This window comes from Cyanobium sp. T1G-Tous, assembly GCF_024345455.1.
Taxonomy (GTDB): Bacteria; Cyanobacteriota; Cyanobacteriia; order PCC-6307; family Cyanobiaceae; genus Cyanobium_A.
In genome coordinates this window covers 41900-65920 of record NZ_JAGQBD010000015.1, presented here as the reverse complement: position 1 = coordinate 65920, position 24021 = coordinate 41900, and the positions used below count along the sequence as shown (strand labels likewise).

Annotated in this window: 25 protein-coding genes; 2 read left to right on the top strand and 23 right to left on the bottom strand. The window is 66.1% G+C overall.

The features are described from left to right. Positions 1-76 precede the first annotated feature (76 nt). Positions 77-1126, bottom strand: coding sequence for a LysR family transcriptional regulator substrate-binding protein (locus KBY75_RS09985; protein ID WP_255023798.1), 1050 nt, complete (start codon positions 1124-1126; stop codon positions 77-79). A 200-nt stretch (positions 1127-1326) separates the two neighbouring features. Here KBY75_RS09985 and KBY75_RS09980 point away from each other — a divergent pair, with 200 nt between their 5' ends. Then, on the top strand, positions 1327-1548 hold the full coding sequence (locus tag KBY75_RS09980) for a hypothetical protein (protein ID WP_255023797.1): 222 nt from the start codon (positions 1327-1329) through the stop codon (positions 1546-1548). Between the two features lie 14 nt (positions 1549-1562). Then, positions 1563-2123, top strand: coding sequence for a hypothetical protein (locus tag KBY75_RS09975; RefSeq protein WP_255023796.1), 561 nt, complete (start codon positions 1563-1565; stop codon positions 2121-2123). On the opposite strand, the gene KBY75_RS09970 is transcribed toward KBY75_RS09975, so the two are convergent. From KBY75_RS09970 to gluQRS, 22 genes are all read right to left on the bottom strand, one after another. Then, complete coding sequence (locus KBY75_RS09970; RefSeq protein ID WP_254935690.1) at positions 2120-2353, bottom strand: DUF3136 domain-containing protein; 234 nt, start codon at positions 2351-2353, stop codon at positions 2120-2122. The two genes, KBY75_RS09975 and KBY75_RS09970, sit on opposite strands and share 4 nt — an antisense overlap. A 109-nt stretch (positions 2354-2462) precedes the next feature. Then, positions 2463-3149: a response regulator transcription factor gene (locus KBY75_RS09965; protein WP_254935689.1), complete on the bottom strand. Its 687-nt coding sequence runs from the start codon at positions 3147-3149 to the stop codon at positions 2463-2465. A 53-nt stretch (positions 3150-3202) separates the two neighbouring features. Further along, entirely contained in the window at positions 3203-4198 is a 996-nt protein-coding gene (hypE, locus tag KBY75_RS09960) for a hydrogenase expression/formation protein HypE (protein WP_255023795.1), read from the bottom strand. Beyond that, on the bottom strand, positions 4195-5217 hold the full coding sequence (hypD, locus tag KBY75_RS09955; protein WP_396096679.1) for a hydrogenase formation protein HypD: 1023 nt from the start codon (positions 5215-5217) through the stop codon (positions 4195-4197). The genes hypE and hypD overlap by 4 nt, the downstream gene beginning before the upstream one ends. An 86-nt stretch (positions 5218-5303) precedes the next feature. Beyond that, a complete protein-coding gene (locus tag KBY75_RS09950; protein WP_254935686.1) occupies positions 5304-6335 on the bottom strand; it encodes a dihydroorotate dehydrogenase-like protein in 1032 nt (343 codons plus the stop codon). Next, entirely contained in the window at positions 6332-9931 is a 3600-nt protein-coding gene (nifJ, locus tag KBY75_RS09945; protein WP_255023794.1) for a pyruvate:ferredoxin (flavodoxin) oxidoreductase, read from the bottom strand. The genes KBY75_RS09950 and nifJ overlap by 4 nt, the downstream gene beginning before the upstream one ends. Beyond that, positions 9928-10152, bottom strand: a complete 225-nt coding sequence (locus tag KBY75_RS09940) for a HypC/HybG/HupF family hydrogenase formation chaperone (protein ID WP_255023793.1) — start codon at positions 10150-10152, stop codon at positions 9928-9930. The genes nifJ and KBY75_RS09940 overlap by 4 nt, the downstream gene beginning before the upstream one ends. Positions 10153-10169: 17 nt before the next feature. After that, positions 10170-12500 carry a carbamoyltransferase HypF gene (hypF, locus tag KBY75_RS09935; RefSeq protein ID WP_255023792.1) on the bottom strand — a complete coding sequence of 777 codons (2331 nt, stop codon included), beginning with the start codon at positions 12498-12500 and terminating at the stop codon, positions 10170-10172. Beyond that, positions 12497-13201, bottom strand: a complete 705-nt coding sequence (gene hypB, locus KBY75_RS09930) for a hydrogenase nickel incorporation protein HypB (RefSeq protein ID WP_255023791.1) — start codon at positions 13199-13201, stop codon at positions 12497-12499. Before hypB ends, hypF begins: the two co-directional genes overlap by 4 nt. 115 nt (positions 13202-13316) lie before the next feature. Then, positions 13317-14129: an SDR family NAD(P)-dependent oxidoreductase gene (locus KBY75_RS09925; protein ID WP_255023790.1), complete on the bottom strand. Its 813-nt coding sequence runs from the start codon at positions 14127-14129 to the stop codon at positions 13317-13319. A 151-nt stretch (positions 14130-14280) separates the two neighbouring features. Next, positions 14281-14622 carry a hydrogenase maturation nickel metallochaperone HypA gene (hypA, locus tag KBY75_RS09920; RefSeq protein WP_255023789.1) on the bottom strand — a complete coding sequence of 114 codons (342 nt, stop codon included), beginning with the start codon at positions 14620-14622 and terminating at the stop codon, positions 14281-14283. Continuing rightward, positions 14615-15046, bottom strand: coding sequence for a hydrogenase maturation protease (locus KBY75_RS09915; protein WP_254935679.1), 432 nt, complete (start codon positions 15044-15046; stop codon positions 14615-14617). The genes hypA and KBY75_RS09915 overlap by 8 nt, the downstream gene beginning before the upstream one ends. 30 nt (positions 15047-15076) lie before the next feature. Further along, positions 15077-16393: a glycosyltransferase gene (locus KBY75_RS09910; protein WP_255023788.1), complete on the bottom strand. Its 1317-nt coding sequence runs from the start codon at positions 16391-16393 to the stop codon at positions 15077-15079. 91 nt (positions 16394-16484) lie between these two features. Then, complete coding sequence (locus KBY75_RS09905) at positions 16485-17948, bottom strand: Ni/Fe hydrogenase subunit alpha (RefSeq protein WP_255023787.1); 1464 nt, start codon at positions 17946-17948, stop codon at positions 16485-16487. An 87-nt stretch (positions 17949-18035) separates the two neighbouring features. Next, on the bottom strand, positions 18036-19040 hold the full coding sequence (locus KBY75_RS09900; protein ID WP_255023786.1) for a DUF6929 family protein: 1005 nt from the start codon (positions 19038-19040) through the stop codon (positions 18036-18038). 97 nt (positions 19041-19137) lie between these two features. After that, positions 19138-19722 (bottom strand): oxidoreductase, encoded by a 585-nt coding sequence (locus KBY75_RS09895; RefSeq protein ID WP_255023785.1) that lies wholly within the window; start codon positions 19720-19722, stop codon positions 19138-19140. Beyond that, complete coding sequence (gene hoxU / locus KBY75_RS09890; protein WP_255023784.1) at positions 19719-20450, bottom strand: bidirectional hydrogenase complex protein HoxU; 732 nt, start codon at positions 20448-20450, stop codon at positions 19719-19721. Before hoxU ends, KBY75_RS09895 begins: the two co-directional genes overlap by 4 nt. Then, positions 20447-21931 carry a NuoF family protein gene (locus KBY75_RS09885; RefSeq protein ID WP_255023783.1) on the bottom strand — a complete coding sequence of 495 codons (1485 nt, stop codon included), beginning with the start codon at positions 21929-21931 and terminating at the stop codon, positions 20447-20449. Before KBY75_RS09885 ends, hoxU begins: the two co-directional genes overlap by 4 nt. After that, positions 21928-22317 carry an NAD(P)H-dependent oxidoreductase subunit E gene (locus KBY75_RS09880; protein WP_255023782.1) on the bottom strand — a complete coding sequence of 130 codons (390 nt, stop codon included), beginning with the start codon at positions 22315-22317 and terminating at the stop codon, positions 21928-21930. The genes KBY75_RS09885 and KBY75_RS09880 overlap by 4 nt, the downstream gene beginning before the upstream one ends. Next, positions 22301-22585: a hypothetical protein gene (locus tag KBY75_RS09875; protein ID WP_255023781.1), complete on the bottom strand. Its 285-nt coding sequence runs from the start codon at positions 22583-22585 to the stop codon at positions 22301-22303. Before KBY75_RS09875 ends, KBY75_RS09880 begins: the two co-directional genes overlap by 17 nt. Positions 22586-22725: 140 nt before the next feature. After that, positions 22726-22959 (bottom strand): hypothetical protein, encoded by a 234-nt coding sequence (locus KBY75_RS09870; protein ID WP_255023780.1) that lies wholly within the window; start codon positions 22957-22959, stop codon positions 22726-22728. Between the two features lie 77 nt (positions 22960-23036). Continuing rightward, positions 23037-24017, bottom strand: coding sequence for a tRNA glutamyl-Q(34) synthetase GluQRS (gene gluQRS / locus KBY75_RS09865; protein WP_255023779.1), 981 nt, complete (start codon positions 24015-24017; stop codon positions 23037-23039). Positions 24018-24021 lie beyond the last annotated feature (4 nt).

The following is a 24021-nucleotide window of genomic DNA, read 5'->3' as shown; positions in this document are numbered from 1 at the left end:
GCTTTTTGGCGGTGGTGAGCTCGTAATCAGAGAAGCCGAGCTGCTTGCCACCCATTACCTCAGTCCTGGTCAGCGATTACAGGGCCATTGTCCCGCGAATGGCACTGGTTCTCCAGAGTCTCCCTAAACCAGCGAGACGGGAAAGCAGCAAAGCCTGCAAGGAAAGCAAACGGGGATGATCAATAAAATCTCGGCGGCATACAAGCACCTCCCCAGAGGAAAATGGCAATTCCAGGGGAAGCCTGACTAGATCACCTCCAGAAATTTCCATGCTGAGTGAAGTGGCATAGCCGATAGTGAGCTCTGCCTCCGTTTTCCCCTCCCAATTTTCACGCTTATAGCGAAACATTCGCACGTGATCATTCCAGAAGCCGAGCTTCTTTAGGCAAGCCTCAACTTGGGGATAGGAGCCTGGTGGCAGCGCAAGGGTTGGATATTGGGCAATATCAGCAAAGGACAGCTGGGCTTGATTAATCAAAGGATGACCCGGCCTAACAACAAAAAATACCGGCATCTTCGATAGCTCAATCGAAGTCAGCTCAGGGTCGCCGGCAGATGGACCATCAGGCAAGCCGGTGAGGCAGACATCAACAATCCGCTCCCTAACTAGCTGAAAATTACGCGGCACTCCAACAATATTGGCAAGGCCAAGAATCCAACTATCTGGTACAGGAGTGCACAACAAGGGGCCTGACCAATAGGTGGCCTCCAGGCGCAGGGGCCTAAGCCCCTGCCACCTCGCCACTTGATGAACGCCGCGCTCCAGCGCCAAGATCATCGAATCGCCAACGGTGTTCCACTCGCCCTCGATGCGTTGGAAGTCAAGACCAAAAAGATCAAGACATTTTCGCGATTGCCTGCTGACGGTGGCCTGACTTAGGCCGAAGCGCTTAGAGACCTCTTCACACGTACGCAGCCACTGCAGGGCGTCGAGCGCCGTAAGCGCATCAAGATCAACCAATTCCGCGAAAACTGAAGCTAGACCTGAGCTATGACAGGCTTTAAGGACTCTTATGCCCAACTTCAGTACGTCATGGGGGGTGAAGGTCGCTTTCAGAAACTGAACACGAACGACCGGCGCAGCGGCGGCGAACGACGCGAAAGCGACCAACAACGTGGCGTTCAAGATTGGCTCAAAGATGAACAGCGGCAAGATCGCCGCAGTGGCCTCGATAGGCGCAGCGGCCTCAGCCGTAGGGGCTCGGCCGACAACCGTCAAGACGAGCGCAAAGTCATTCCCTTCGCCATTGCCCCCCGCGGCTCCCTCCGCACTGCCGACGGGAATCAGTGGGTCATCACCCTGTGGGACCTAAGCCGCACAGGACTTTGCGTGATCGCCAACGGCAGGTGGATCTACCGGTGGCCACCAGCTGCGATCTCACCCTTACCGAGGTGGTGGGCACGGGCATGGTCAACTTCCAAGCCCAGTTGATGTGGTTTTCAGACGATGCCTTTCAGACCTACTTAGGCATGAAATTTGAATTGCCCCCCGAGCTACCACCAGGCACCTTTTTGGAGCGCTACCTCAAAGCCAACTTCGACGTCTGATGCCTAGTAGCGAAATGCCTAGTAGCGAAATTCCCACCAGCGAAATTCCCAGTGGCGAACAGGCGCTGGCCCTTGAGCGACTCAGCCGTCGCCAGGGCTCCGGGATTACGGCAGAGCAGCTGTGTGGCCGCTGGCGGCTCCAGCTGCTCTGGAGCAAGGGCAGGGCCCAACCCAACCCCGCCACGGCAGCCCTGCTGCGGGGCCTGCAGGCAAGTTTGAGCATCGCCACACGAGATGCCCCTCCAGATGCCCCTTCTCTGGAACAGGGTGATCTAACGGTGCTGAACAGCGTTCAGCTCGGGGCGTTGCAGCTGCGCTTCAGCGGCAGCGGCAATCTGCGGGGCCGCAGGCCGTTATTGGAGTTTTGGTTTGACCAGCTGGAATTGCGGCTCGGTCGCCAAAGGCTCTGGCGACAAGCGATCAGCCAGCAGCCGGAGCAACGCCGGCGCCCATTTTTCGCCCTGATCGCTCGCTCAGGCGCCGCAGATAACGGCTGGCTGCTGGCCAGGGGACGGGGCGGCGGCTTAGCCCTGTGGGTTCTCGATCCCCAGCTGGAAAAAGTAAGCGACGCCTAGAGGCCGGCGCTCAACTCCCGCTGCAGCAAGGCGAATAAATAATCGGGCTCGCGGTATTGAGTCGGCAGGCAATTGTGCAGGATCTCCAGCCGCTGCCAGCAAACCGTACGGCGCACCTTGGCGATCGTCTTGCCCTCGCGAATCAACAGGCGCATGGCCTTGCAATAAAGCGGATAGTTCGCTTCCAATTCACCAATGGTGAGACTTGGAGCGGGGAGGGAGGTGGTCATGGCACACAGGGCTGGGCGGCCGCAAAGAACCCGGTAGGGCCCTGGGTTGAGTGTGCGCTGCTGGGCAGGTTTACCGAGCCCCCCATACGGGGACAATATGTAAGGGGGCTCAGAGCTGCACCATGCCGCAGCGCATGCCCTTGAGCACGGCCTGCAACCTGTTATTGACGTCGAGGGTCTTGAGCAGTCGCTTGGTATAGGTCTTGGCGGTTTCCTCGCTCACCACCAGTCGCTCAGCAATCTCCCGATCGGTGAGGCCGCTGGCCAGCAGATCCAGCACTTCGTATTCGCGCTTAGTGAGCCGCGGGCAACTCAGGTAGGGCAGGGTGCCGGAACGCAGCGAAGGGCTGCGGTAGGAGTGCTGCCCCATCACCGCCAGCACCGCTGCCTGCAGGGGTCGCTGATCGCCGATGAAATCGGCTTCCGCAACTACCGCCTCCAACCAGGAAGCCTCAACGTATTGGGCCGGGATCACATCCCCCAGGGCCAGCACTACCACCCGCAAGCCCTGATGGGCACTGCGCGCCTTGCGGGCCAGCTCAAAGCCATTGCCGTCCTCCAGGTAGTCGGTGCAAATCAACAGCTCGTAGGGCTCCCGCGCCAGATACTCCAGGCAGGTGGCCTCATCGGTGACGGCACAGCCGATGCGGGTGCGGTCTTGAAAGCTCTCGCACACTGATCGGAGCAGAAAGCGACCCTTCATGGCGATCGCCACCTTGCCGCTGACCGCCACCGACAACAGCACCTGGTCGAGGGTGGTGCCCTCCAGGCTGCTCAGAAAAGGGGTGAGATCCATCGACCCACAACTCTTGGCAGGGGCGTCAGTTCACCCTAAGACAGCTGACGGGTTCAGCAAATGCGGGGCAGCAGCTCGCCGCTGAGGGGCAGCAGCAGGCGCTCGGTGCCAAAAGAAGTGGTAAGCAGCACCCGCGCTCCCTGGCTGGCCGGCCGCACACTGCCGATCCAGGCTCCGCCACTGGCCGCCAGCAGGGTCTGGGCCTGATCGCGGGCCGATGGCGGCACCACCACCACAAAGCGACCCTCATTGGCCAGGTGCAGAGGTTCAAAGCCCAGCAGCTCACAGGTGCGCGCCACAGGCTCCAGCACCGGCAGGCGCGCCTCCTCAATCGCCAGCTCCACCGCGGCCGCCTCCGCTAGCTCCTGCAGGGCACTGGCCAGGCCGCCGCGAGTGAGGTCGCGCAGGCAGTGAATCCGAACCCCGGCCTCCAGCAGGGCCCGCACCTGGGGCCAGAGCGGCGCGCAGTCGCTGAGCACGGGCGGCACCAGGGCCAAGCCATGGCGAGCGGCCAGGATTGCCACGCCATGGCGGCCCAGGTCGCCGCTCAGCAGCAGCTGATCGCCCGGGCGAATCGCCGTAGGGTGAATCGGCATCGGCGCCTGCACCGCCCCGATGCCGCTGGTGGTGATGAATATGCCGTCGGCCTTGCCCCGTTCCACCACCTTGGTGTCGCCGGTAACGATCGTGAGCTCGCAGGCCCGCGCAGCCGCAGCCATCGAGGCCACAAAGCGCCGCAGCAGCGCCAGCGGCAAGCCCTCCTCCAGCAGCAACGCCACACTCAGATGCAGAGGCCGGGCGCCCGCCATCGCTAAATCATTGGCGGTGCCGATCACCGCCAGGCTGCCGATATCACCACCGGGAAATTCCAGCGGCTGCACCACGTAGCCGTCGGTGCTGAAAGCGAGCGGGCCGGGCGGCAATTCGAGCCGGGCCGCATCGTGCAGCACCTGGGCCGGATCGGCGTAGAGGGCCCGCAGCTCCTGGTTGATCAGCTGCTGCATCAGGGTGCCGCCGCCGCCATGGGCCAGCTGGATGCAGTCGCTCATGGCGGCGGCGGCCGGTAGCGGTGGTAGGCGGCACAGGCCCCTTCGCTCGACACCATCGGTGCCCCCAGGGGTCGCTCCGGGGTGCAGGCCGAGCCGAAGGCCGGGCAGTCGGGAGGGAGGGCGCGGCCCTGCAGGATCAGGCCGCTGATGCAGGGGCTGGCTAGGGGCTCCGGCGGCGGGGAAACCGCTGCTGAGGGCAGACAAAACCGCAGCAGCGCATCGAAGTCGCGGTAGGCCGCAGCCAGCTCATAGCCACCAGCGGCGATGGGGCCCAAACCCCGCCAGGGCTGGTCCACCACCGCAAACACCTCCTTCATAATGGCCTGGGCGGCGCCGTTGCCCTGCTGGCGCACCACCCGGCCGTAGGCATTGGCAAGCGCCGGGGTGCCCGCCTCCAGCAACTGCACCAGTCGCAGCAGCCCGGCCATCACATCGGCAGGCTCAAAGCCCGTGACCACCACCGGCACCCGGTGGCGCCGCACCAACTGCCCTAGCTCGGCGGTGCCCATCACCGCCCCCACATGGCCCGCCGCCAAAAATCCCTGCACCTGGTTGCCTGGCTCCTGCAGCAATGCCGCCATCGCCGGCGCCACCCGCACGTGCGCCAGCAGCACCGTGAGGTTGGTGAGCCCCAGGGCCCGGGCCTGGCGCAGCAGCAGGGCGGTGGCCGGTGCCGTGGTTTCAAAGCCCACCGCCAAAAACACCACCTGGCGCGCAGGGCACGCCTGGGCCAGGGCAATGGCCTGTAGGGGCGAGGTGAGCAGGCGCACGTCGCCGCCTGCAGCCCGCGCGCCGAGCAGATCGGCGCCGGCGGCGCTGCCTGGCACCCGCAGCATGTCGCCGTAGGAGCAGAGGATCACCTCCGGGCAGGCCGCCAGCGCCAGGGCCGCATCGAGGCGCTCGGCCGGCGTAACGCACACCGGACAGCCCGGTCCATGAATCAGCCGCAGCCCCGGTGGCAGCAATTGATCAAGCCCCCAACGCAGGATGGCGTGGGTCTGACCGCCGCACACCTCCATCAGGGTCCAGGGGCGGCTGGCAGTGGCAGCAAGCAGGGCCGCCAGCTCAGCAACCCGGCCATTGATTTGGCTTTGCAGGGCGGCACTCACCAGGGGCCAGGCGCCTGGCGGGCATCGGCGGGGCGGTAGCCCTGAATGGCGCGCATGTATTGGGCCCGCTCGTATTCGGCCGGATTGGGGCAGCGCTGCTGGCTCATACAGCCCACCAGCTCCGCCACGCTGGCCACCTCGTGCTCCATCAGCCAGATGGAGAGCTCCTGCTCCAGGCCCGCCAGGCGCTCGGGGCCGTGGCGCAGCAACGCCCCCACCACCTGGGTAACCGCAGCCCCCGCCATCAACAGCCGCACCACATCGGTGCCCCGGTGCACACCGCCACTGGCGGCCAGATCCAGGGGCTGGCAGCCGTGCAGCAGAGCGATCCAGCGCAGCGGTAGTCGCAGGTCGTGGGGGGTGGAGAGCAGCAGGTTGGGCCGCACCTCCATGGTCTCGATGTCGATATCGGGCTGGTAGAAGCGGTTGAACAGCACCAGCCCATCGGCGCCCGCCGCGGCCAGGCGCCGGGCCATGGCGCTGAGGTTGGTGAAAAAGGGGCTGAGCTTCACGGCTAGGGGCAGGCGCACCTCAGCGCGCACTTGGCGCACGATCTCCTCCACCTCGGCTTCGATGGCGGCGCTGGAGAGCTCGGGGTCGGTGGGAATGGCATAGATGTTGAGCTCCAGGGCCGAGGCGCCGGCCGCCTCAATCCGCCGCGCCGACTCCACCCAGCGGCCCGCCTTAGTGCCATTGAGGCTGGCGATCACGGGCACCGCCAAATGCTGGCAGGCCTGCTCCAGGTGGCGCAGGTAGATGTCTTCCCCGCCATGGAAGATCGATGGCTCCGGCACGTAGCTGAGCGCCTCGCCATAGCTATCGGTGCCGGCCATGGCATGGCGGTGCAGGTCAAGCTGCTCCTGCTCGATCTGCTCCTCAAACAGCGAATGCAGCACGATCGCCGCCGCCCCGGCCCGCTCCAGGGCCTGCAGCTGGCCTAGCTCCTCGCTGAGGGGCGCGGCAGCGCCCACCACCAGGGGGCTGCGCAGGGCCAGGCCGAGATAGGTGGTGGAGAGGTCGGGGATCATGGTTTGGGGGCTGACTGGGCCAGGGCCCGATAGGTGGCCCAGCGGCATTCGAGCTCCCGCTGGGCCTGGCGCACCAGGGCCTGGGCCCGCTCCGGCTGGCTGTAGCGCAGCATGCGGAAGCGGTTTTCCTGCTCCATCGCCTCCTTGAGCGAGCGCTTTGGCGCCGGGCTGTCGAGTTGCAGGGGAGTCTCGCCGCGCTCGGCTCGGCGCGGGTCGTAGCGGTAGAGCAGCCAGCGGCCCGAATCCACCGCCAGCTTCTGGTGCGCCATGCCCTGGGCCATATCGATGCCGTGGGCGATGCAGTGGGAGTAGGCAATGATCAGCGAAGGCCCCGGGTAGCTCTCGGCCTCCAGAAATACGCGGGTGGTGTGCTCGTCGCGGGCCCCCATCGCCACACTTGCTACGTAGACGGTGCCGTAGGTCATCGCCATCAGGCCCAGGTCTTTTTTGGGGGCCGTCTTGCCGGCGGCGGCAAACTTGGCCACCGCCCCCCGGGGGGTGCTTTTGGAGGCCTGGCCGCCGGTGTTGGAGTACACCTCGGTGTCGAGCACCAGGGCGTTGACGTCGCGGCCACTGGCGAGCACGTGGTCGAGCCCACCGAAGCCGATGTCGTAGGCCCAGCCATCGCCGCCCACCAGCCAGACGCTGGTTTTCACCAGGGCATCGGCGAGCTCCAGCAGCTGGCGGGCTTCCGGGTGCTCCATTCCCGCCAAACGCCCCTTGAGCTCGGCCACCCGCTGGCGCTGCTCGACAATGCCGACTTCATCGCTCTGGTCGGCGTTGCGCAGGGCCTCCAGCAAGGGGGGCGGCAGCTCGGCAGGCTCAAGCTGGCCCGCCAACCGCTCCAGCAGATCGAGGGCCATCTGGCGCTGCTGGTCACGCGCCACCCGCATCCCGTAGCCGAATTCGGCGTTGTCTTCGAACAGGGAATTGCTCCAGGCCGGGCCCCGTCCTTCGGCGTTGGCGCTCCAGGGGGTGGTGGGCAGGTTGCCGCCGTAGATCGAGCTGCAACCGGTGGCATTGGCAATCAGCATCCGATCGCCGAACAGCTGGGAGGCGAGCTTGAGGTATGGCGTTTCGCCGCAGCCGCCGCAGGCGCCGGAAAACTCAAACAATGGCTGCTGCAGCTGCTGCTGGCCGATCTTGTGCAGGTTGAGCTCGGCGCGGGGCACCTCGGGCAGCTGCAGGAAAAAGTCCCAGTTGCCGCGGGCCTGCTCACGCAACGGCCGCTGCGGCGCCATGTTGATCGCCTTGCGCTTGGGCTCGCTGCGGTCGCGGGCGGGGCATACCTCCACGCACAGGGCGCAGCCGGTGCAGTCTTCGGCGGCCACCTGGATGGTGAAGGTTTGGCCGGCAAAGGCGGGGTCGCGGGCGGGGGCAGTGCGGAAGCCCTCGGGGGCTGCGGCGAAGAGATCAGGGGCGCCCACCTTGGCGCGGATCACCGCATGGGGGCACACCAGCACGCACTTGCCGCACTGCACGCACAGGTCTGTTTCCCACACCGGCACCGCAGCGGCGATGTTGCGCTTCTCCCAGCGGGCCGTGCCCACCGGCCAGGTGCCGTCACAGGGCAGGGCACTCACCGGCAGGGCATCGCCGCGGCGATCCAGCATCGGCCCGATCACCTCCCGCACAAAATCCGGGGCACCAGTGAGCCGGTCCTCCCGCAATGGCTCCGGGCCGGAGCCGTCGAGGCTCGACCAATCGAGGGGCACCAGGTGCTCGAGGCTGGCGTCGAGGGCCGCCAGATTCATCGCCACCACGGCCTCACCCTTACGGCGGTAGCTGGTTTCGATCGAGTGGCGAATCCGGGCGAGGGCTTCTTGGCGCGGCAGCACACCGCTGAGTGCAAAGAAGCAGGCCTGCATCACCGTGTTGATGTGGGGCCCCATGCCCGCCTGGCGCGCCACTTGGTAGGCATTGATCTGCTGCACCTGAATCCCCTTGCTGCGGATCTGAGCGCGCAGGGCTTCCGGCAGCCGCGCCCAGGTGTCTGCTGGCGCAAAGGGGCTATTGAGCAGAAACACGCCCCCGGGCTCGATGCCAGCCAGCAGATCGAAGCGCTCGACGAAATCCCACTGGTGGCAGGCCACAAACGTGGGCCGCTGGATCAGGTAGGTGGAGCGGATCGGCTGGGGCCCAAAGCGCAGGTGCGACACCGTGACCGAACCCGACTTTTTGGAGTCGTAAACGAAATAGCCCTGGGCATACAAATCCGTGCCCTCGCCAATGATCTTGATCGCCGCCTTGTTTGCCCCCACCGTGCCATCGGAGCCCAGGCCGTAAAACACGGCACGCACCTCAGCTGCGTCGGTGTGGAAGCCGTGTTCGACGTCAGCGTCGAGGGGCAGGGAGCGGTGGGTGAGGTCGTCGTCGATGCCCACCGTGAAGTGGTTGAGCGGGCGGGGCTGACCAGCTGCCAGCAGGGGCCGCAAATGATCAAATACCGCCTTCACCATCGCCGGGGTGAACTCCTTCGACGACAGCCCGTAGCGGCCACCCAGCACCGCCGGCAACGCTGCTGGCCCATGCACCCCCCCATGCACGGCAGCCCACTCCTCGGCCAGGGCTGCCACCACATCTAGGTAGAGAGGCTCGCCAGCGGCGCCAGGCTCCTTGCAGCGATCGAGCACGGCGATCGCCCGGGTACTGGCCGGCAGGGCCTCCACCAGCAGCCGGGCCGCAAAGGGCCGAAACAGGCGCACCTTCAGCACCCCCACCCCCTCGCCGGCGGCCTGCAACGCCTCAGCCGCCTCCACGGCGGTCTCGCAGCCCGACCCCATCAGCACCAGCACCCGCTCGGCAGCGGCGGGGCCGACGTAGTCGTAGGGGCGGTAGTGGCGACCAGTGAGCTCGCCAAAGCGCGCCATCGCCTCGATCAGATGGTCCGGGGCCGCGTCGTAGAAGCGATTTATCGATTCGCGCGCCTGGAAGTAGACGTCTGGGTTTTGGCTGGTGCCGCGGATCACCGGCCGATTGGGGCTGAGGGCGCGGGCGCGGTGGGCACTGATCTCCGCCGCGGGCATGAGCTCGAGCAGCTGGCCGTCGCTGAGCGGCGCGATCTTCTGGATCTCGTGGGAGGTGCGAAAGCCATCGAACACATGCAGGAACGGCAGCCGGCTGCGCAGGCTGAGCAGGGCAGCAATGGCGGCAAAGTCGCCCGCCTCCTGCACCGACGCCGAGCAGAGAATCCCGCAACCGCTACCGCGGGTGGCCATCACATCGCTGTGATCGCCAAAGATCGACAGGCCCTGGGCCGCCAAGGAGCGGGCCGCCACGTGCAGCACCGCCGGGGTGAGCTCCCCCGCCAGCTTGTAGAGGTTGGGGATCATCAACAGCAGCCCCTGGCTGGCCGTGAAGGTGGTGGTGAGCGCCCCGGCCTGCAGGGCGCCATGCACCGTGCCGGCAGCACCCGCTTCGCTCTGCAGCTCCACCACCGACGGCACCGTGCCCCAGAGGTTGGGCCTGCCCTCCGCGGCCCAGGCATCAGCCCACTCACCCATCGGCGAGGCCGGCGTGATCGGGTAGATGGCGATCACCTCATTGAGGCGGTAGGCCACCCGGGCCACGGCCTCGTTGCCATCAATAGTGCTCATGGCTCCTCGGCGGGATCGTCAGCGAGCACGACGCTCAGGGCCATGCCCACGTGCACCAGCACCCGATCGCCCACCGCCGCCTCCGGCAAGCAGGCCAGGCTCACCCACTGGCGCACACCACCGAAATCCACCTCGGCCTGGCGCCACAGCTCCGCATCAGGGCCGGCATCCGCAGGCGAACCGGTGATCGTCAAGATCAGGCCGGGGGTGGCCAGGCACATGGGTAGGCCTCCACGCTCTACTTCGTTATAGGGAGATCAGCCAGAGCTGCCCAAAGCTGGCCTAGGGCCAGGCCGCCGTCGTTGCTGGGCAGCTGCTCAGCCCAGCGGGGCACCAGGCCGGCCGCGCGCAGGGCAGCGGCGCTGCGCTCCAGCAGCAGGCGGTTCTGGAAGCAGCCACCGGCCAGCAGCACGGTGGTGGCACCAAGGCGCCCAGCCGCCTTAGCCGCGGCACCGGCCAAGCCGGCCGCCAGGGAAGCGTGGAAGCAGGCAGCGCTCTCCTGCGGCGACACCCCTGCAGCTCTCGCGTTCAACAAGCTCTGCAAAAGGGGCTGCCAATCGAGCCAGCCAAGCTGCAGCCCCGCAGCCGGCAGCAGCGGCATGGGCGCCACCTGCGGAGGCGGGGCCTGCAGGGCTAGGCCCTCCAGCAGTAGCCCCGCCTCCCCCTCAAAGCTGCTGCGCTGGCACAGATCCAGCAGGGAAGCGGCCGCATCAAACAGGCGGCCAGTGCTGGAGCAAAGCGGGCTATGGCAGCCGCTGGCGATGGCCTGCAGCAGCAGCTGCCAGTCGCCGGGACTGAAAGCAGCCCGGCAAGCAGCGGCCCCCGGATGGCTCAAGGACTCCGGGCCGGCCGCGGCCAGCAGGCCCAGGGCGGCCCGGCGGGGTTCGGCCATGGCCCGCTCGCCGCCGGGCAGGGGAAAGGGGCGCAGGCAGGCCCAACGCTCGGCCCCGCTGGCCGTGAGCCAGAGCAGCTCGCCGCCCCAGAGCCGGTGGCCGCTCGCCTCGGCCGGCTCGCCATAGCCAAGGCCGTCGCAGGCCCACACCAGCTGGGGCAGCTGCAGGCCGTGCTCCGCCGCCACCGCCAGGCCGTGGGCGCGGTGGTGCTGCACCAGCTGCAACGGCAGCCCCAGCCGCCGGGCCGCCGCCGCGGCCAGCTGGTAGCTGGCGTAGCCGGGATGGCCATCGCAGGCCAGGGCGGCGAGCCCGGGGCCAGGGCGCTCCAGCAGCTGCTCGAGCCCCTCGCTCAACAGCTGCTGCGGCAGGGGCCCAGCCAGATCACCCAGCAGTGGCGCCAGCCAAACGCGGCCGCCGAGCGCCAGGGCCGGCGCACTTTTGAGATCGCCGCCGAGGGCCAGGGCGGGGCCGGGCGGGGCCTGCAGAGCTAGGGCCTGGGGGGCGTAGCCGCGGGCCCGGCGCAGCAGCACCGGCCGCCCTTCGATCAGCTGCAACACCGAGTCGTCGAGGCGGCGGGCGATCGGGCGGTTGTGCAGCAGGAAGCCATCGGCGATGCCGGCGAGGCGATCAAGGGCCTCGGCCGGATCGAGGCAGAGGGGCTCGCCGCTGCGGTTGCCGCTGGTGGCCACCAGGGGGCGGCCAAAACCCGCCGCCAGCAGCTGGTGCAACGGCGAAGCCGGCAGCATCACCCCCAAAGCGGTGCTGCCGGGGGCCACCCCGGTGAAGGGCTGGCGCTGGCCTGGCCGCAACCGCAGCAGCACGATCGGCGCGGCCGGGTGCTGCAGCTGGAGCCGTTCTGCTGCAGACAACTCCACGGCAGCAGGGATCTGTTCCAGATCGGCTACCAGCAGGGCCAGGGGCTTGGCGGGCCGCTGCTTGCGCTGGCGCAACCGGGCCACCGCCGCCGGATCGCCGGCAGCCACCAGCAGCTGGAAGCCGCCCACCCCCTGGAGGGCCAGAATCCCGCCCGCCGCCAGCAGGGCCAGGCCCGCCGCCAGCGGATCCCCGCCGCCGGCCCCGGCTCCCTGCCACTGCAGCCGGGGCCCGCAGGCGGGGCAGCCGATCGTTTCGGCGTGGAAGCGGCGATCAGACGGATCGTCGAACTCCTGCTGGCAGAGAGCGCACAGGCGGAAGCCAGCCAAGCTGGTGTGGGCGCGGGCGTAGGGCTCGGCGCTGGCGATCGAGTAGCGGGGCCCGCAGTGGCTGCAGCTGATGAAGGGGTAGCGGTGGCGGCGGTTGCCGGGGTCGTGGAGCTCGGCCAAACAGGTGGGGCAGGGGGCCAGATCGGCGGCGAGGGACGGGGCGATCAGGCTGGCGCCCAGGAGTTGGGCGGTGGCGGCGGCGATGCGCAGGCCAGGTGGCGCCGGAACGAGGGGCGGGAGCCACTCGGGCGCCAGTGGCTCAAGAGCGCCGGGGGGCTGCAACGCCTCGGGCAAGCGCCGCAGCAGCAGCTCCAGCGAACGGCGCTCCCCCTGCAACTCCAGCCTGACGGCGCCAGCGACGTTTTCCACCTCGCCCACCAGCTGCAGCTCGGCGGCCAGGCGATGCACTAGGGGCCGAAAACCCACGCCCTGCACCACGCCACGGCACCACAGGCGCAGCCGCGCCACATTCATCGCGCCAGGGCGTTGCTCAGGGCGTCGAGGCCGGCGCCGCTGCGGGCAGAGGTTTCCAGCACGGAGGCGTGGGGGGCGACGCGGGCGATGGCGGCGTGGGCGGCGGCGCGATCGAAACCCACCGCCTCGGCCAGGTCGATCTTGGTGATCAGCACCAGATCGGCGCCATGGAAGATCGGCGCGTATTTGAGCGGCTTGTCTTCTCCCTCGGTGGTGGAGAGCAGCACCACCCGCAAGCTCTCTCCCAGGTCGTAGGCGCCGGGACACACCAGGTTGCCGACGTTCTCGATCACCAGCAGTTCAAGCTGCTCAAGGCTGATGCCCTGGTGTTGGAGGCGATGCAGACCCTCGGCCACCATTGGCGCCTCCAGGTGGCAGGCCTGGCCAGTGGTGATCTGCACCGCCGCCAGCCCGGCGGCCTGGAGGCGGCGGGCGTCGTTGTCGGTGGCCAGATCGCCCACGATCACCGCCAAACCGGCGGGATCGAGGCGCTGGGCCAGGGCTTCGAGCAGGGCGGTTTTGCCCGAGCCGGGCGAGGAGAGCAGGTTCACCACCGTGACCCCTGCGGCTTCGAAGCGCTGGCGCAGGCCGGCCGCCTGGGCATCGTTGCGCTGCAGCAGGGCCGTGTGCAGGGGTAGCTGGCGGGTTGGTTGTAGGAGCGGCTCAAGCGCCGGCTGTCCGCAGGAGCAGTCGCGGCACATGGCAGCTAAGAACAAGGGCCGTTTCCAGGCTAGGCACCACCCGGAATCCTTCCGAAACGACGGCCATGGGCCTCCGTCCCTGCAAGGTTCAGAGCACCACAGGTGATAACAGTCATCAGGTCATCTGAATGCGAACCAGGCTGTCCCACAGTCGGGTTGGCAGGATCCGGCTGGCGATCACTGAGGCTGACTGGTGACCGCAGAGGTAACGAGCTGATGGGGTGGGGTCGGTGAGAGCTCGCTCGATTGTTAGTGCCACCTCTAGCGGCGGGGAGGCACCCCGGTAGACGGCATCCCAGCTCTTGCGAACGGCACGCATCATGTTGCCGTAGGTACTGCAAGACAAGGATCCCTCCATCGAAGGGGAGGCCACGTTGGCAAAGTCGGTAGCGATCACGCCCGGCTCAACCACCACCACGCTGACACCGAAGGCCTTGAGCTCGAGTCGCAAGGCATCGCTCAGTGCCTCAAGCGCAAACTTGCTGGCCCCGTACCAGCCCGATCCGGGTGAAACCCAGCGACCGGCAATCGAGGAGATATTGACGATGCGACCGCGACCTCGCTCGCGCATGGCAGGTAACAACTGCTGGGTGAGACCCATCAGCCCAAAGACGTTGACTTCGAAAATCGCCCGGGCTCGATCCAGGGCCAATGTCTCAAGCGGACCCACTTCACCGAAGCCAGCATTGTTGACCAGCGCATCGAGGGCACCCACCTTGGCTGTGAGCTGCTCAGCGAGCTCGCGGCGTGAGTCGTCATCGCTTAGATCCAGTGCCATCACCTCGGCACCCAAGGCGGCCAGGGGCTCCATTGCCTCCAGCCGTCGAGCAGCTGCAAACACACGCCAGCCGCGCTCCAGCAATAGGCGAGCTGTCGCCGCACCAATTCCGCTGGAAGCTCCGGTTACAAGAACGGTTGGGGCTGACATTAGAAGCTCTGAATTGGGTTCATTAGGCAAAAATTCCGATGAAACGAACTACTAGCAATCTAATTGCTCCGCCAATTGGGCTTCTTACTCGATGCTGTAGTTCCACTTGGCATCGATGAGGTTTGAAACTGAAAAAATGCCAATGCTGCTTTCAACTGAGCTCTAGCGAGGTCAGCTCCAGCTCGCGGCCTTGCAGCAGCCGGCGGCTGAAGCTGCCGCAGCGGAGGCAAAGGCAATCGCCCTGTTCGGTATCGAACGCCTGCTGACAGGGCTCACAAAAAAAGCGGGCGATCACAATCTCAATGCGCAGCTCGGCGCCCGCCGCGATCGTGCCGGCCATCACCACCGTGTGCGCAAAGCGCAACGCCTCAGGCTCCACCCCGGCCAGGCTGCCGATCCGCAGGCTGATCGCCGTGATGCGAGTGGCACCCTCAGCGTTGGCGGCCGCCAACGACTGATCGCGCACCGCCTCCATCAGGCTGAGCTCATGCATGGCGCGCCAGCCAGCCCTGCATGAGTGCCTGGGCCTGGGGCAGGGCGGCCTGAAGCTCAGCCGAGAGCGTGGTGCCATGGTCGAAGCGCGTCGCCGGCACCTGGAGCAGGTGGGCGGCAGGGGCACAGCCGTAGAGCGCCTGGCTGATCGCCAGCAGCTGGGCCGGCTCCAGCCGGTGGCTCTCGGCCGCACCCGCGGCAAGCGAGATCGAGGTGATCCGGGGAGCCGCGCCGGCCGGCGCCAGCCAGGCATCGATAAACAGCACCGCCTCCAGCTCGGCCAGCTCCGCCGCCAGCTCCGGGGTGAGCTGCTGCACGCTGCGTCCCCCCACCTGTTCGGCCAGCAAGGCCCCAACCCCGTCGTCACCGCGCAGGCTGTTGCCGATGCCGATCACCAGGCGGCTGCCCTGGGGGTGCTGCTGCATGGCAAAGCAAGTGAGGGGGGAGGCGAGCTCCTAATTGTTGGCGGCGATGACCTGATCCGCATCGAGGCGTTGCTTGTCCAGCACCAAGTTGATCCTGCGAGCAGCTTCCGCAGCTCCTCCAGCAGCGGCCATTTGCGCCGCCAGGGTCTGGGCTGCGGCCCGATAGGACGGGTCGGTGAGCACCTCCTGCACCGCAGCACGGATAGCGGTGGCCTGGGGGTGAGCGGTGCCGAGATCCAAGGAAGCTCCGGTGCGCTGGAGGCGAGCACAGACCTCCGGCTTGTCCTCGCCGGCACCGGCCGTAACTAGGGGCACCCCGAAGCTCAAGGCGGCCTGCACGCCCTGGTAGCCACCGTTGGTGATCATCAAGGCCACCTTGGGCAGCAAGAACCCGTAAGGGAGATAACCAGCCGCTCGCACGTTCGCAGGCAACGCGCCAAGCGCCTCGATGGATCCATCTGACCGGCCGGTGGTGACCACCAGCAACAGCGGTTGATCCGCCAAGGCCTCAATCGTGGGTCGCAGCAGCAACGAGGGATCGGTGTTGATAGTGCCTTGACTCACATGCACCACCGTGACGCCATCGAGGTCACCCCACCAGGAGGGGGGAGTGAAGGCCTCCTGCTCTTCCTCCAGCAGCGGACCCACGAAGCTGACCTGAGCTGGCAGATCAGGCCGGGGATACTCAAATGCCGCCACGGTGCCACTGAGCACCAGATCGGCAGACACCTGATCGAACAGCCAGGGCCGTCGAGGTGGCAAGCAGAGCCCGGCACGGGCCTGGTCGGCGCTGGTACGCAGCGAGCGGAACAGCAAGCTGCGTGTCAACAGCCGCAGGACCCTATTGCGCCACCGCCCAAGCAGAGAGTCATCGGGCGGCAAGGCCAGGCCGAACGGTGCCACCGCGCGACTGGGGCACGTGAGCACAGTGCAGCACAACTGCACCCAGGGCCGCCCGGTGCGCTCACTCCACCAGGCACCGGCCATTAAAAAACTGTCGCAAACCACCAGGTCGGCAGCTTGCTCATCGTGGAGAGCCAGCAGATCCAGGCAGAACCCCTGGGAAGGCTGAATGAAAAAGACATCAAGATCGAAGCGCAGCTGGGCCAAACCGCGCAAAGCCTGTCGTCGCTGCTGCAGGGTCTGCGGCACCTTCTCAGGCAGGGAGTAATCAAAACCCTCCCGCATTGCACAGAACACCGCCCCGGTGCTCTCCACCCGCGCTCGAAACGCCTCCACCGCCAGCCAACGCACCCGATGGCCATCAGCCACCAGAGCACGGGCCAGGGCCAGCATCGGCTTGACATGGCCGAACACTGGAACCGACAGCAGCAGCACTTCAGCCATGGGGATCGGGGAGACCAGCGTGGGCTTCTAGAGCTGACATCTTGATCCTGAAGAGCTTGGAGATCGGACCCATTGCCCTGGGGTTGCCCCCTTAATCCCGCACCCGCTCCGCTAACCGCCGCCCAGTGGCATCCACAAGCTCTATTCGCAGCGGCATCTGACCGGCTGCATGGGTGCTGCAGCTCAGGCAGGGATCAAAGCAGCGAATGCCCGCCTCCACCCGGTTGAGCAGGGCCTCAGGGATTTCGGCGCCCTCGGCAAGTGGCGCGGGGCCGAGGTAGTGGCGGGCGATCTGAGCAACGGTGCGGTTCATCGCCAGGTTGTTTTGGCCGGTGGCGATGATCAGGTTCACCCGGGTGATTAGGCCGTCGTCATCTACCCGGTAGTGGTGGAACAACGTGCCCCGGGGCGCCTCGCTCACCCCCACCGCCTCGTTGGCGTTGAGGCTGGCATGGCTGCGCACGTGGGGGGATTGCAGCTCGGGATCCTGCGCCAGCTGGCCGATCGCCTCCAGACAAGCCACGATCTCCACCAGACGGGCATGGTGATAAGCAAACGACGAGTTAGCAATCCGGCCGCCGCTGGCAGTTGTGCCGTTGCGGGCGCGAAAGGCCGCCAGCTCGGCATCGGCCCAGGGGGTGCCGATCCGCTCGCACACATTCAGGCGCGCCAGGGGGCCCACTCGATACATCCCCTCCGGATAGCCAAGGGGCTTGTAATAAGGGAATTTCAGGTAGCTCCAGCTCTCCACCGCCTCGCCCAAGAAGCTGACGTAGTCGTCTTCTGAGAGGCCATCGGCCACCACGGCGCCGCTGCTGTCCACCAGCCGCAACAGGCCATCGATGCACGACCACTGACCCTGGTCGTCCACCAGGCCCATGAACAGGGAGTCGAAGGTGCCAAACACTCGCTGCTCTTCAGCCAGCTGCTGATCCAGCAAGCGCTGAAACACCTCCAAGGCCAGCCGCACCGTGGCTTCGGCTTCGGGCAAGCGCTGATGGATCCAGGCCGCCGTCTCAGGCGTCATCGGCGTGCGAACGCCCCCGGGCACCGCCCAAGCCGCATGGATCTTGCGGCCCGCCAGCTGCTCGATGAGCTGCTGGCCAAATTGGCGCAGGCGGATGCCGGCTCGGGCCAGCTCCGGATCGGCCGCCATCAGGCCAAACACGTTGCGCTTGGCCGGATCGCTATCCCAACCCAGCAGGAAATCGGGGCTGCTGAGGTGAAAAAACGAGAGGGAGTGGCTTTGGCAGATCTGGGCCAGGTTCAGCAGCCGCCGCAACTTGCGGGCCGCCGCAGGCGGCTGCACGGCCAGCAACTTGTCGCCGGTTTTCGCCGCGGCCAGCAGGTGGCTCACCGGGCAGATGCCGCAGATGCGCGCCGTAATACCCGCCATTTCCGTGAAGGGCCGGCCCTCACAAAAGGTTTCGAAGCCGCGATACTCGACCACGTGGAAGCGGGCATCAGTGATCCGGCCCGACTGATCGAGATGCAGGGTGATCTTGGCGTGGCCCTCGATGCGGGTCACCGGATCGATCGTGATCGCGCGGGTCATGGCTTAGTCAGACTTGAAGTGCTGTGTACGCAGGCCCTGGCGCCAAGCACATGGATAAACACCAAGGAAGAGATAAGAGAAAGAGCATTAATAAGCCACGAGCTGATACCAAAAGAATTCGCTAGTACCATCATCATTATCGCTAACAATAACTCCTTTGATCTTGCGCAGGCTCCCAGACTCAACAGTGATGGATTCGGCCTTGGTCAAGACAATGCGCCCATCTCGACTGAGAGGGATGGCCGCATCCACCAAGTCAAGCAATACGTTTGACCGCAAATTACGCCGGGGTATCACTCCAACAAAACTACCCAGCACTGCGCCATCAGCATATGCATTTCCCGTAGCCTCTACAGAAGCTGTGTAGACCAAACTATCGCGCTCAGGCCAGTATTCACCCCCCGAAAGACCCGCCTCAAAACCATCTACAGCAGGCAAACGGACAGGAATGTCCTCAGGCCTCGAAACACTGGAGCGGCGGCCCTGAACATAATCAATAAATTCTTCCTTGGGTATCGCAAATATCATGTTCCCACCAGCGTTAACCCGTTTCAAGAGCAGCACTTGCGGACCTGCCACGATCAGGCCCTCAATATTTAGACGATCAAGCCCTCCCACCTTCTTCAGCTGTGCATAAAGAGGAGCCAGTTGAAATTCCTTGACTTCAACCCCAATCCCACCACCAGCGCCATCCCTGTTCTCACGGATCAGATACCCCCTTTCCCGCAAACCGGCCTCACTACCAGATCCGAGCACCACCTGATGATCGAATCCATTGAGCCGAATCGCCGCCGATGATTCCAAATCAGGCTTGAACTGCTTAGCAATTCGTCCGGCTGGGTCCAGCGAGAAGGTTCCCAGTTGATGTTTGTCCTTAATGGAGAGACTGTTATCCAATTCGTAGGCCCAAGGGCTATCGTCACCGAAAACCCAGAAGCGCCCGCCCTGGGCAGTCACCGCGGATCCCGAAGGCAGATTCAGGAGACGCTTGGGGGTGGAGATCTCAAGCGCAAACCTCGCTTCAGAGGCCCGGGCCTTACCTCCTGAAGTCAGCGCAAGTATCGCCAGAGCACCCACCAGGAGGATTTTCATGCTGGCAATTCCATATAAAGATCCAGTCCCAATCAAACTAATTCTGTTCCATCTTGGGCGCAGCACCAGTCGCCTTAAACCGGAAACCTGCCAGCCCTCAGCCAAACCTCAGCTGCTCAGCGCCCTGCTGCTGCGGCCGCTCGCCGCGCAGTAGGTCTTCCAGAAACTCCCGGATCCGCTCCGCCGAGGGCGGACAACCCGGCAGGAAGTGATCGACCGCAATCACCTCATGCAGCGGCAGCACTCGCTCCAGCAGCTCCGGCACGATGCCGGGGGCATGGGGATGCTGGGCGCCGCGATCGGCCAGCTCCACATAACCGCGCTCCAGCACGCTCTGGCGGCTGCCACCAGCCACTCCGGCCCAGAGATTGCGCAGGCCCGGCACGTTGGCGCTCACGGCGCAATCACCAAAGGACACCACCAACTTGCTGCGGGCCCGCAGCTGCAGCGCCAGCGCGAGGTTGTCGGCATTAGCCACCGCCCCCTCCACCAGGCACAGATCCACCCCCTCGGGAAACACCTTGATGTCGCTCGCCACCGGTGAGTAGACGATCTTGACCGCTGCGGCGAACTCAAAGAGCCATTCATCAAGATCGAGGAACGACATATGGCAGCCGCTGCAGCCGGCCAGCCACACCGTGGCAAATCGCAGCTTTGGGGGTTGCACCTGGGGAGTGGTCATTGGTTGCGCCAGCGGCGGTCAGTGCGCGCTTCAGCCAGCTGCTGGGCCCGCTCGGGGTGGGGCTGCTTCTCGGCGGTGGCGTCCTGCTTACGGAACAGGGCGCCGGTGGGGCACGCATCCACGCACTTGCCGCAGGAGGTGCAGGCTTCCACCTCGCCCCAGGGCTGGTCGAGGCCGGCAATGATCGAACAGGCGCTGCCCCTGTAGCCCACATCCCATACGTGCGCCCCTTCGATCTCGTCGCACATCCGCACGCAACGGGTGCAAAGAATGCAGCGGTGGTGATCTAGCCCAAATAGGGCGTGGGAAGCGTCGACATGGCGCTGGGGGTACTGGTAGGGGAAACGGGAGTGGTCCATGCCCACCTCCACCGCCACGTCCTGCAGCTCGCAGGCGCCATTGGCCACGCAGAAGGCACACACATGATTTCCCTCTGCGAAGAACAGCTCCACCGCCATGCGCCGGTAGCTCTCCAGCTCCGGTGTGTGGGTATGAACCACCATCCCTTCAGCTGCGGTGGTGACGCAGGCCGGCTCGAGTTTGGGGTGGCCCTCAAGGTCCACCAAACAAAGCCGGCAGGCCCCCACGGGGGTAAGGCCATCGAGGTGACAGAGGGTGGGCACTTGCAAACCGGCGCTGCGGATCGCCTGCAGCAGCGTTGCATCGGCCGCCACCGTGCAGGGTTGGCCGTTGATCTGCAGGGTGATGCTGGGTGACGCCTGGGTCATGGCCCAGCCCCGGCGATGGCCGCCTCATATTCAGCGCGAAAAAAGCGCAAGGTGCTCAGCACCGGATTGGGAGCCGACTGGCCCAGCCCACAAAGGCTGGTGGCCTTGACCATGCCGCAAAGCTGCTCGAGCTGCACGAGATCCGCGCCGGTGGCGCGCCGCTCCACGAAGCGATCGAGCAGCTGCTCCAGCTGCACCGTGCCGGCCCGGCATGGCAGGCACTTGCCGCAGCTCTCGGCCACGCAGAAGCCCATGAAATAGCGGGCCAGTTCAGGCATCGCCAGCGACTCGTCGATCACCACCATGCCGCCCGAACCCATGATTGATCCCAGCGCCTGCAGTCCCTCGTAGTCGACCGGGGTATCGAGCAGCGCCGCCGGCACGCATCCGCCCGAGGGGCCACCGGTTTGCAACGCCTTCACCACGCCGAGACTGCCGTTGGGGTTAGCAGGCACCCCTCCTCCCATCGTTTCAACGATGGTGCGCAGGCTGGTGCCCATCTCCACCTCGATCAAGCCGGTGTGGGTGATGGCACCAGAGAGGGCAAACACCTTGGTGCCCTTGCTGGTGGCAGTACCCATGGCGCCATACCAGGCGCCGCCCTGCCGCAAGATCGCCGGCACGGCGGCAAAGGTTTCAACGTTATTGATCAAGGTGGGCAGGCCCCACAAGCCCGACACCGCCGGATAGGGCGGCCGCGGCCGCGGCGTGCCCCGTCCCCCCTCGATCGAATGCAGCAGAGCCGTTTCCTCGCCGCACACGTAGGCCCCGGCACCGATGCGCAGCTGCATAGCGAAGCCCGCCAGCAGACCCCTGGCCTCAGCAGCAGCGATAGCGCCGCGCAACCGCTCAATGGCCAATGGGTATTCGGCCCGCACGTAAATGAAGCCTTCATTGGCACCAACGGCATGGGCTGCGATCGCCATGCCCTCCAGCAGCCGGTGGGGATCGCCCTCCAGCACGGCCCGGTCCATGAAGGCACCCGGGTCGCCCTCATCGGCATTGCACACCACCACCTTGCTGCTGCCCGGCTGAGCCGCCACCAACTGCCATTTGCGGCCGGTGGGATAGCCGGCCCCGCCGCGGCCCCGCAGCCCGCTGCGCTCCAGCTCCTCCACCACGGCTTTCGGTGCCAGCTGCCGGCAGACGGCGAGGGCCGCGTAGGCGCCTTGGGCAAGGGCATCTTCGAGGCAGCCGGGGTCCACCAGGCCACAGCGCTCCAGCACCACGGATCGCTGCAGGGTGAAGAAGGGATGCTGCGGATCCAGCTGGCGCTCAGCGGCCACGCCGCCAAACAACTCGACGCGGCCATCTTCGTGGTCTGCGGCGGCGAGGGGACCTTGACCACACAGCCGCAGGCAGCCCACCGACTTCACCCGCTCCGCCCCGTGCTGGGCCACCAAGCTCTGCCGCAGGGCCGCTGCCCCCGCCGCCCGGCAGGAGGTGGCATCACAACAGCGCCAGGAGATGGCCGCCTTCATTGTTCTGGCAGCGCACCGGGATCGCCGTAACCAACAGTGCCATCTATCACCAGCACCGGTGCCTGGCCGCAGGCCCCCACACAACTGGCGGTCTCAAACGCCACCCCCCGCCGCCGTAGGCCCGCCTCCAGCCGCTCCGCCCCCCGCACAAAGCAGGCGGTGCCACGACACACCACACAGCGGTGCAATGGCGGGGGAACAAGGCGAAACAGGTGATAAAAACTGGCCACCCCCATCACATCGCTTAGGGGGCGCTGCATGGCAACCGCCAGCTGCTGCAACTCAGCCCGCGGCAGATAGCCATGCCGCTGCTGCACAGCATGCAGGCGTTCAATCAGCGAGGCGTCCAGGGCATGGCAGCCGGGGCAATCAGGTGTCGTTGCCACCGAGGTCGTCCTCAAAGCCCTGATCGGGATCAAACTCGCTCCAGCCGGGGCTGGCGTCGTTAAAGAGTCCAAAGCGGGCCGCCTCGTCATCCATCTGGGTATTGCCGGTGGGACGGGTATCGCAGCTGATGCCGCCATCGGCGGTGGGCTGGCAATTGTCAAACTCCACCCCGGCCCGGCTTGGCTGCCCCAGGAGCAAACCAATGCTGATGGCCCCCACTGCAAGGGCTGATCGAAATATCAGAGCCATGGGAGATATCCGTGCCATGGGGATCGGCAACCAGAACGGCTTACTGGGATGATGACTCCGGTTTGGCCTCTGAGCGATGTACACGGACTGGACTGCCGTGATTTTGCTGCTGTTAACTGCGGCGCCCCTAGCCGTGGTGGTGGCTACCGCAGCCTTTTTCATCTGGCGGAAGAAGAAGCAGAAAGGCTGACCTGAAGCCCAGCCCTGCCTTGAAGAATGGCGGCGACGGTGGTGGCAGCCCTGGCCTGCAGCACCTTGCCCTGCCCTAAGCAATCAAGGCAGGTGCGGTAGCGCTGATCGTCCAGACGCAGCATGCCGCTGCCTCCGCATTGCTGACAGCGGCAGGAATTTGCGTGGCTTGGCCGCTGCAGGGGCCCATCGGAGTAGGTCATCGAAATGTCCCCATTCGGGGACTTAGCGCTAACCGCCAGTGTGATGCGCTTTTCCCCACTTGATCCCGAAACCTTCCTTAAGCCTGAGCGCCGCGGAGGATCTGGTCCAGCCGCTCTGAGCTGAGTTGCTGCAGTAATTCAGCGGCTGAAAGGCGGCTGCCCGCTGGCACCAAAGCCGCGCTGGCTGCCAGCTGGCCCACCACTGCCGCTGCATCCATGCCGCGCTGCTGGTAGCCGGCGAGCCCCTCGGCCCCCTCTCGCTTGCTAAGCCGCTGCCCGCCGCCATCGCGCCAGAGCGGCACATGGCCGTAACGGGGCGGGGCCGCGCCCAGGGCCGCCATCACGGCCACCTGGGCGCCAGTGGCACTCCAGAGGTCGTCACCGCGCACCACATCGCTGATTCCCAAAACCAGCTCATCCACCGCCGTGGCCAGGTGATAAGCGAGGTAACCATCAGCCCGGCGCAACACCACATCACCAACAGCCGCTGGCCCATCGAGCTCCCCAGGAGCGCCATAGCTCTCCAGCCAATGCAGGCGCCCGGGCTCCAACCGCAAGCGCCAGCTGGGCAGCCGCCCCTGCTCCGGCCCCCAGCCGCCACTCGCAGCCCGGCAGGTACCCGGATACACGGCAGTAGCGCCGTGGGGCGCAGAGATATGGGCCAGCAGGCGGCGACTGCAGCGGCAGGGATAGAGCAAGCCATGGCGCCGCAGGGCTGACAGGGCCGTGGCATAGAGCCCGCGCCGCTCGCTCTGGCGCAGCACCGGACCGTCCCAATCAAGACCCAGCCAGGCCAGATCAGCCAGGATCGATGTCTCAGCACCGGCCCGATTGCGGGGCGTGTCGAGGTCGTCGAGGCGCAGCAACCAGGCGCCCCCCCGCAGCCGGGCGTGCAACCAACTCAGCAGGGCCGTGCGCAGGTTGCCGCGGTGCAGAGCGCCGGTGGGGGATGGGGCGAAACGGCCGCGATACCCCCGCTGGCGCTGGGCCAGGCCGGCCTCAACCAGGGCCTGTAGATGGGATGGCAGCGGCGCAGCAGCCAGCAGGGGGGGAAGCATCACT

Bases quoted from the DNA above. Each gene is read 5' to 3' on its own strand.
- KBY75_RS09885 (WP_255023783.1), bottom strand. From the start codon at position 21,931: ATGAAGGCGGCCATCTCCTGGCGCTGTTGTGATGCCACCTCCTGCCGG.
- nifJ (WP_255023794.1), bottom strand. From the start codon at position 9,931: ATGAGCACTATTGATGGCAACGAGGCCGTGGCCCGGGTGGCCTACCGC.
- hypB (WP_255023791.1), bottom strand. From the start codon at position 13,201: ATGTGCCGCGACTGCTCCTGCGGACAGCCGGCGCTTGAGCCGCTCCTA.
- hypF (WP_255023792.1), bottom strand. From the start codon at position 12,500: ATGAATGTGGCGCGGCTGCGCCTGTGGTGCCGTGGCGTGGTGCAGGGC.
- KBY75_RS09950 (WP_254935686.1), bottom strand. From the start codon at position 6,335: ATGATCCCCGACCTCTCCACCACCTATCTCGGCCTGGCCCTGCGCAGC.
- hypE (WP_255023795.1), bottom strand. From the start codon at position 4,198: ATGAGCGACTGCATCCAGCTGGCCCATGGCGGCGGCGGCACCCTGATG.
- KBY75_RS09900 (WP_255023786.1), bottom strand. From the start codon at position 19,040: ATGAAAATCCTCCTGGTGGGTGCTCTGGCGATACTTGCGCTGACTTCA.
- KBY75_RS09905 (WP_255023787.1), bottom strand. From the start codon at position 17,948: ATGACCCGCGCGATCACGATCGATCCGGTGACCCGCATCGAGGGCCAC.
- hypA (WP_255023789.1), bottom strand. From the start codon at position 14,622: ATGCATGAGCTCAGCCTGATGGAGGCGGTGCGCGATCAGTCGTTGGCG.
- hoxU (WP_255023784.1), bottom strand. From the start codon at position 20,450: ATGACCCAGGCGTCACCCAGCATCACCCTGCAGATCAACGGCCAACCC.
- KBY75_RS09975 (WP_255023796.1), top strand. From the start codon at position 1,563: ATGCCTAGTAGCGAAATTCCCACCAGCGAAATTCCCAGTGGCGAACAG.
- KBY75_RS09870 (WP_255023780.1), bottom strand. From the start codon at position 22,959: ATGACCTACTCCGATGGGCCCCTGCAGCGGCCAAGCCACGCAAATTCC.
- KBY75_RS09925 (WP_255023790.1), bottom strand. From the start codon at position 14,129: ATGTCAGCCCCAACCGTTCTTGTAACCGGAGCTTCCAGCGGAATTGGT.
- KBY75_RS09915 (WP_254935679.1), bottom strand. From the start codon at position 15,046: ATGCAGCAGCACCCCCAGGGCAGCCGCCTGGTGATCGGCATCGGCAAC.
- KBY75_RS09965 (WP_254935689.1), bottom strand. From the start codon at position 3,149: ATGGATCTCACCCCTTTTCTGAGCAGCCTGGAGGGCACCACCCTCGAC.
- KBY75_RS09875 (WP_255023781.1), bottom strand. From the start codon at position 22,585: ATGGCACGGATATCTCCCATGGCTCTGATATTTCGATCAGCCCTTGCA.
- hypD (WP_396096679.1), bottom strand. From the start codon at position 5,217: ATGGAGGTGTGCGGCGGTCAGACCCACGCCATCCTGCGTTGGGGGCTT.
- KBY75_RS09910 (WP_255023788.1), bottom strand. From the start codon at position 16,393: ATGGCTGAAGTGCTGCTGCTGTCGGTTCCAGTGTTCGGCCATGTCAAG.
- gluQRS (WP_255023779.1), bottom strand. From the start codon at position 24,017: ATGCTTCCCCCCCTGCTGGCTGCTGCGCCGCTGCCATCCCATCTACAG.
- KBY75_RS09895 (WP_255023785.1), bottom strand. From the start codon at position 19,722: ATGACCACTCCCCAGGTGCAACCCCCAAAGCTGCGATTTGCCACGGTG.
- KBY75_RS09940 (WP_255023793.1), bottom strand. From the start codon at position 10,152: ATGTGCCTGGCCACCCCCGGCCTGATCTTGACGATCACCGGTTCGCCT.
- KBY75_RS09970 (WP_254935690.1), bottom strand. From the start codon at position 2,353: ATGACCACCTCCCTCCCCGCTCCAAGTCTCACCATTGGTGAATTGGAA.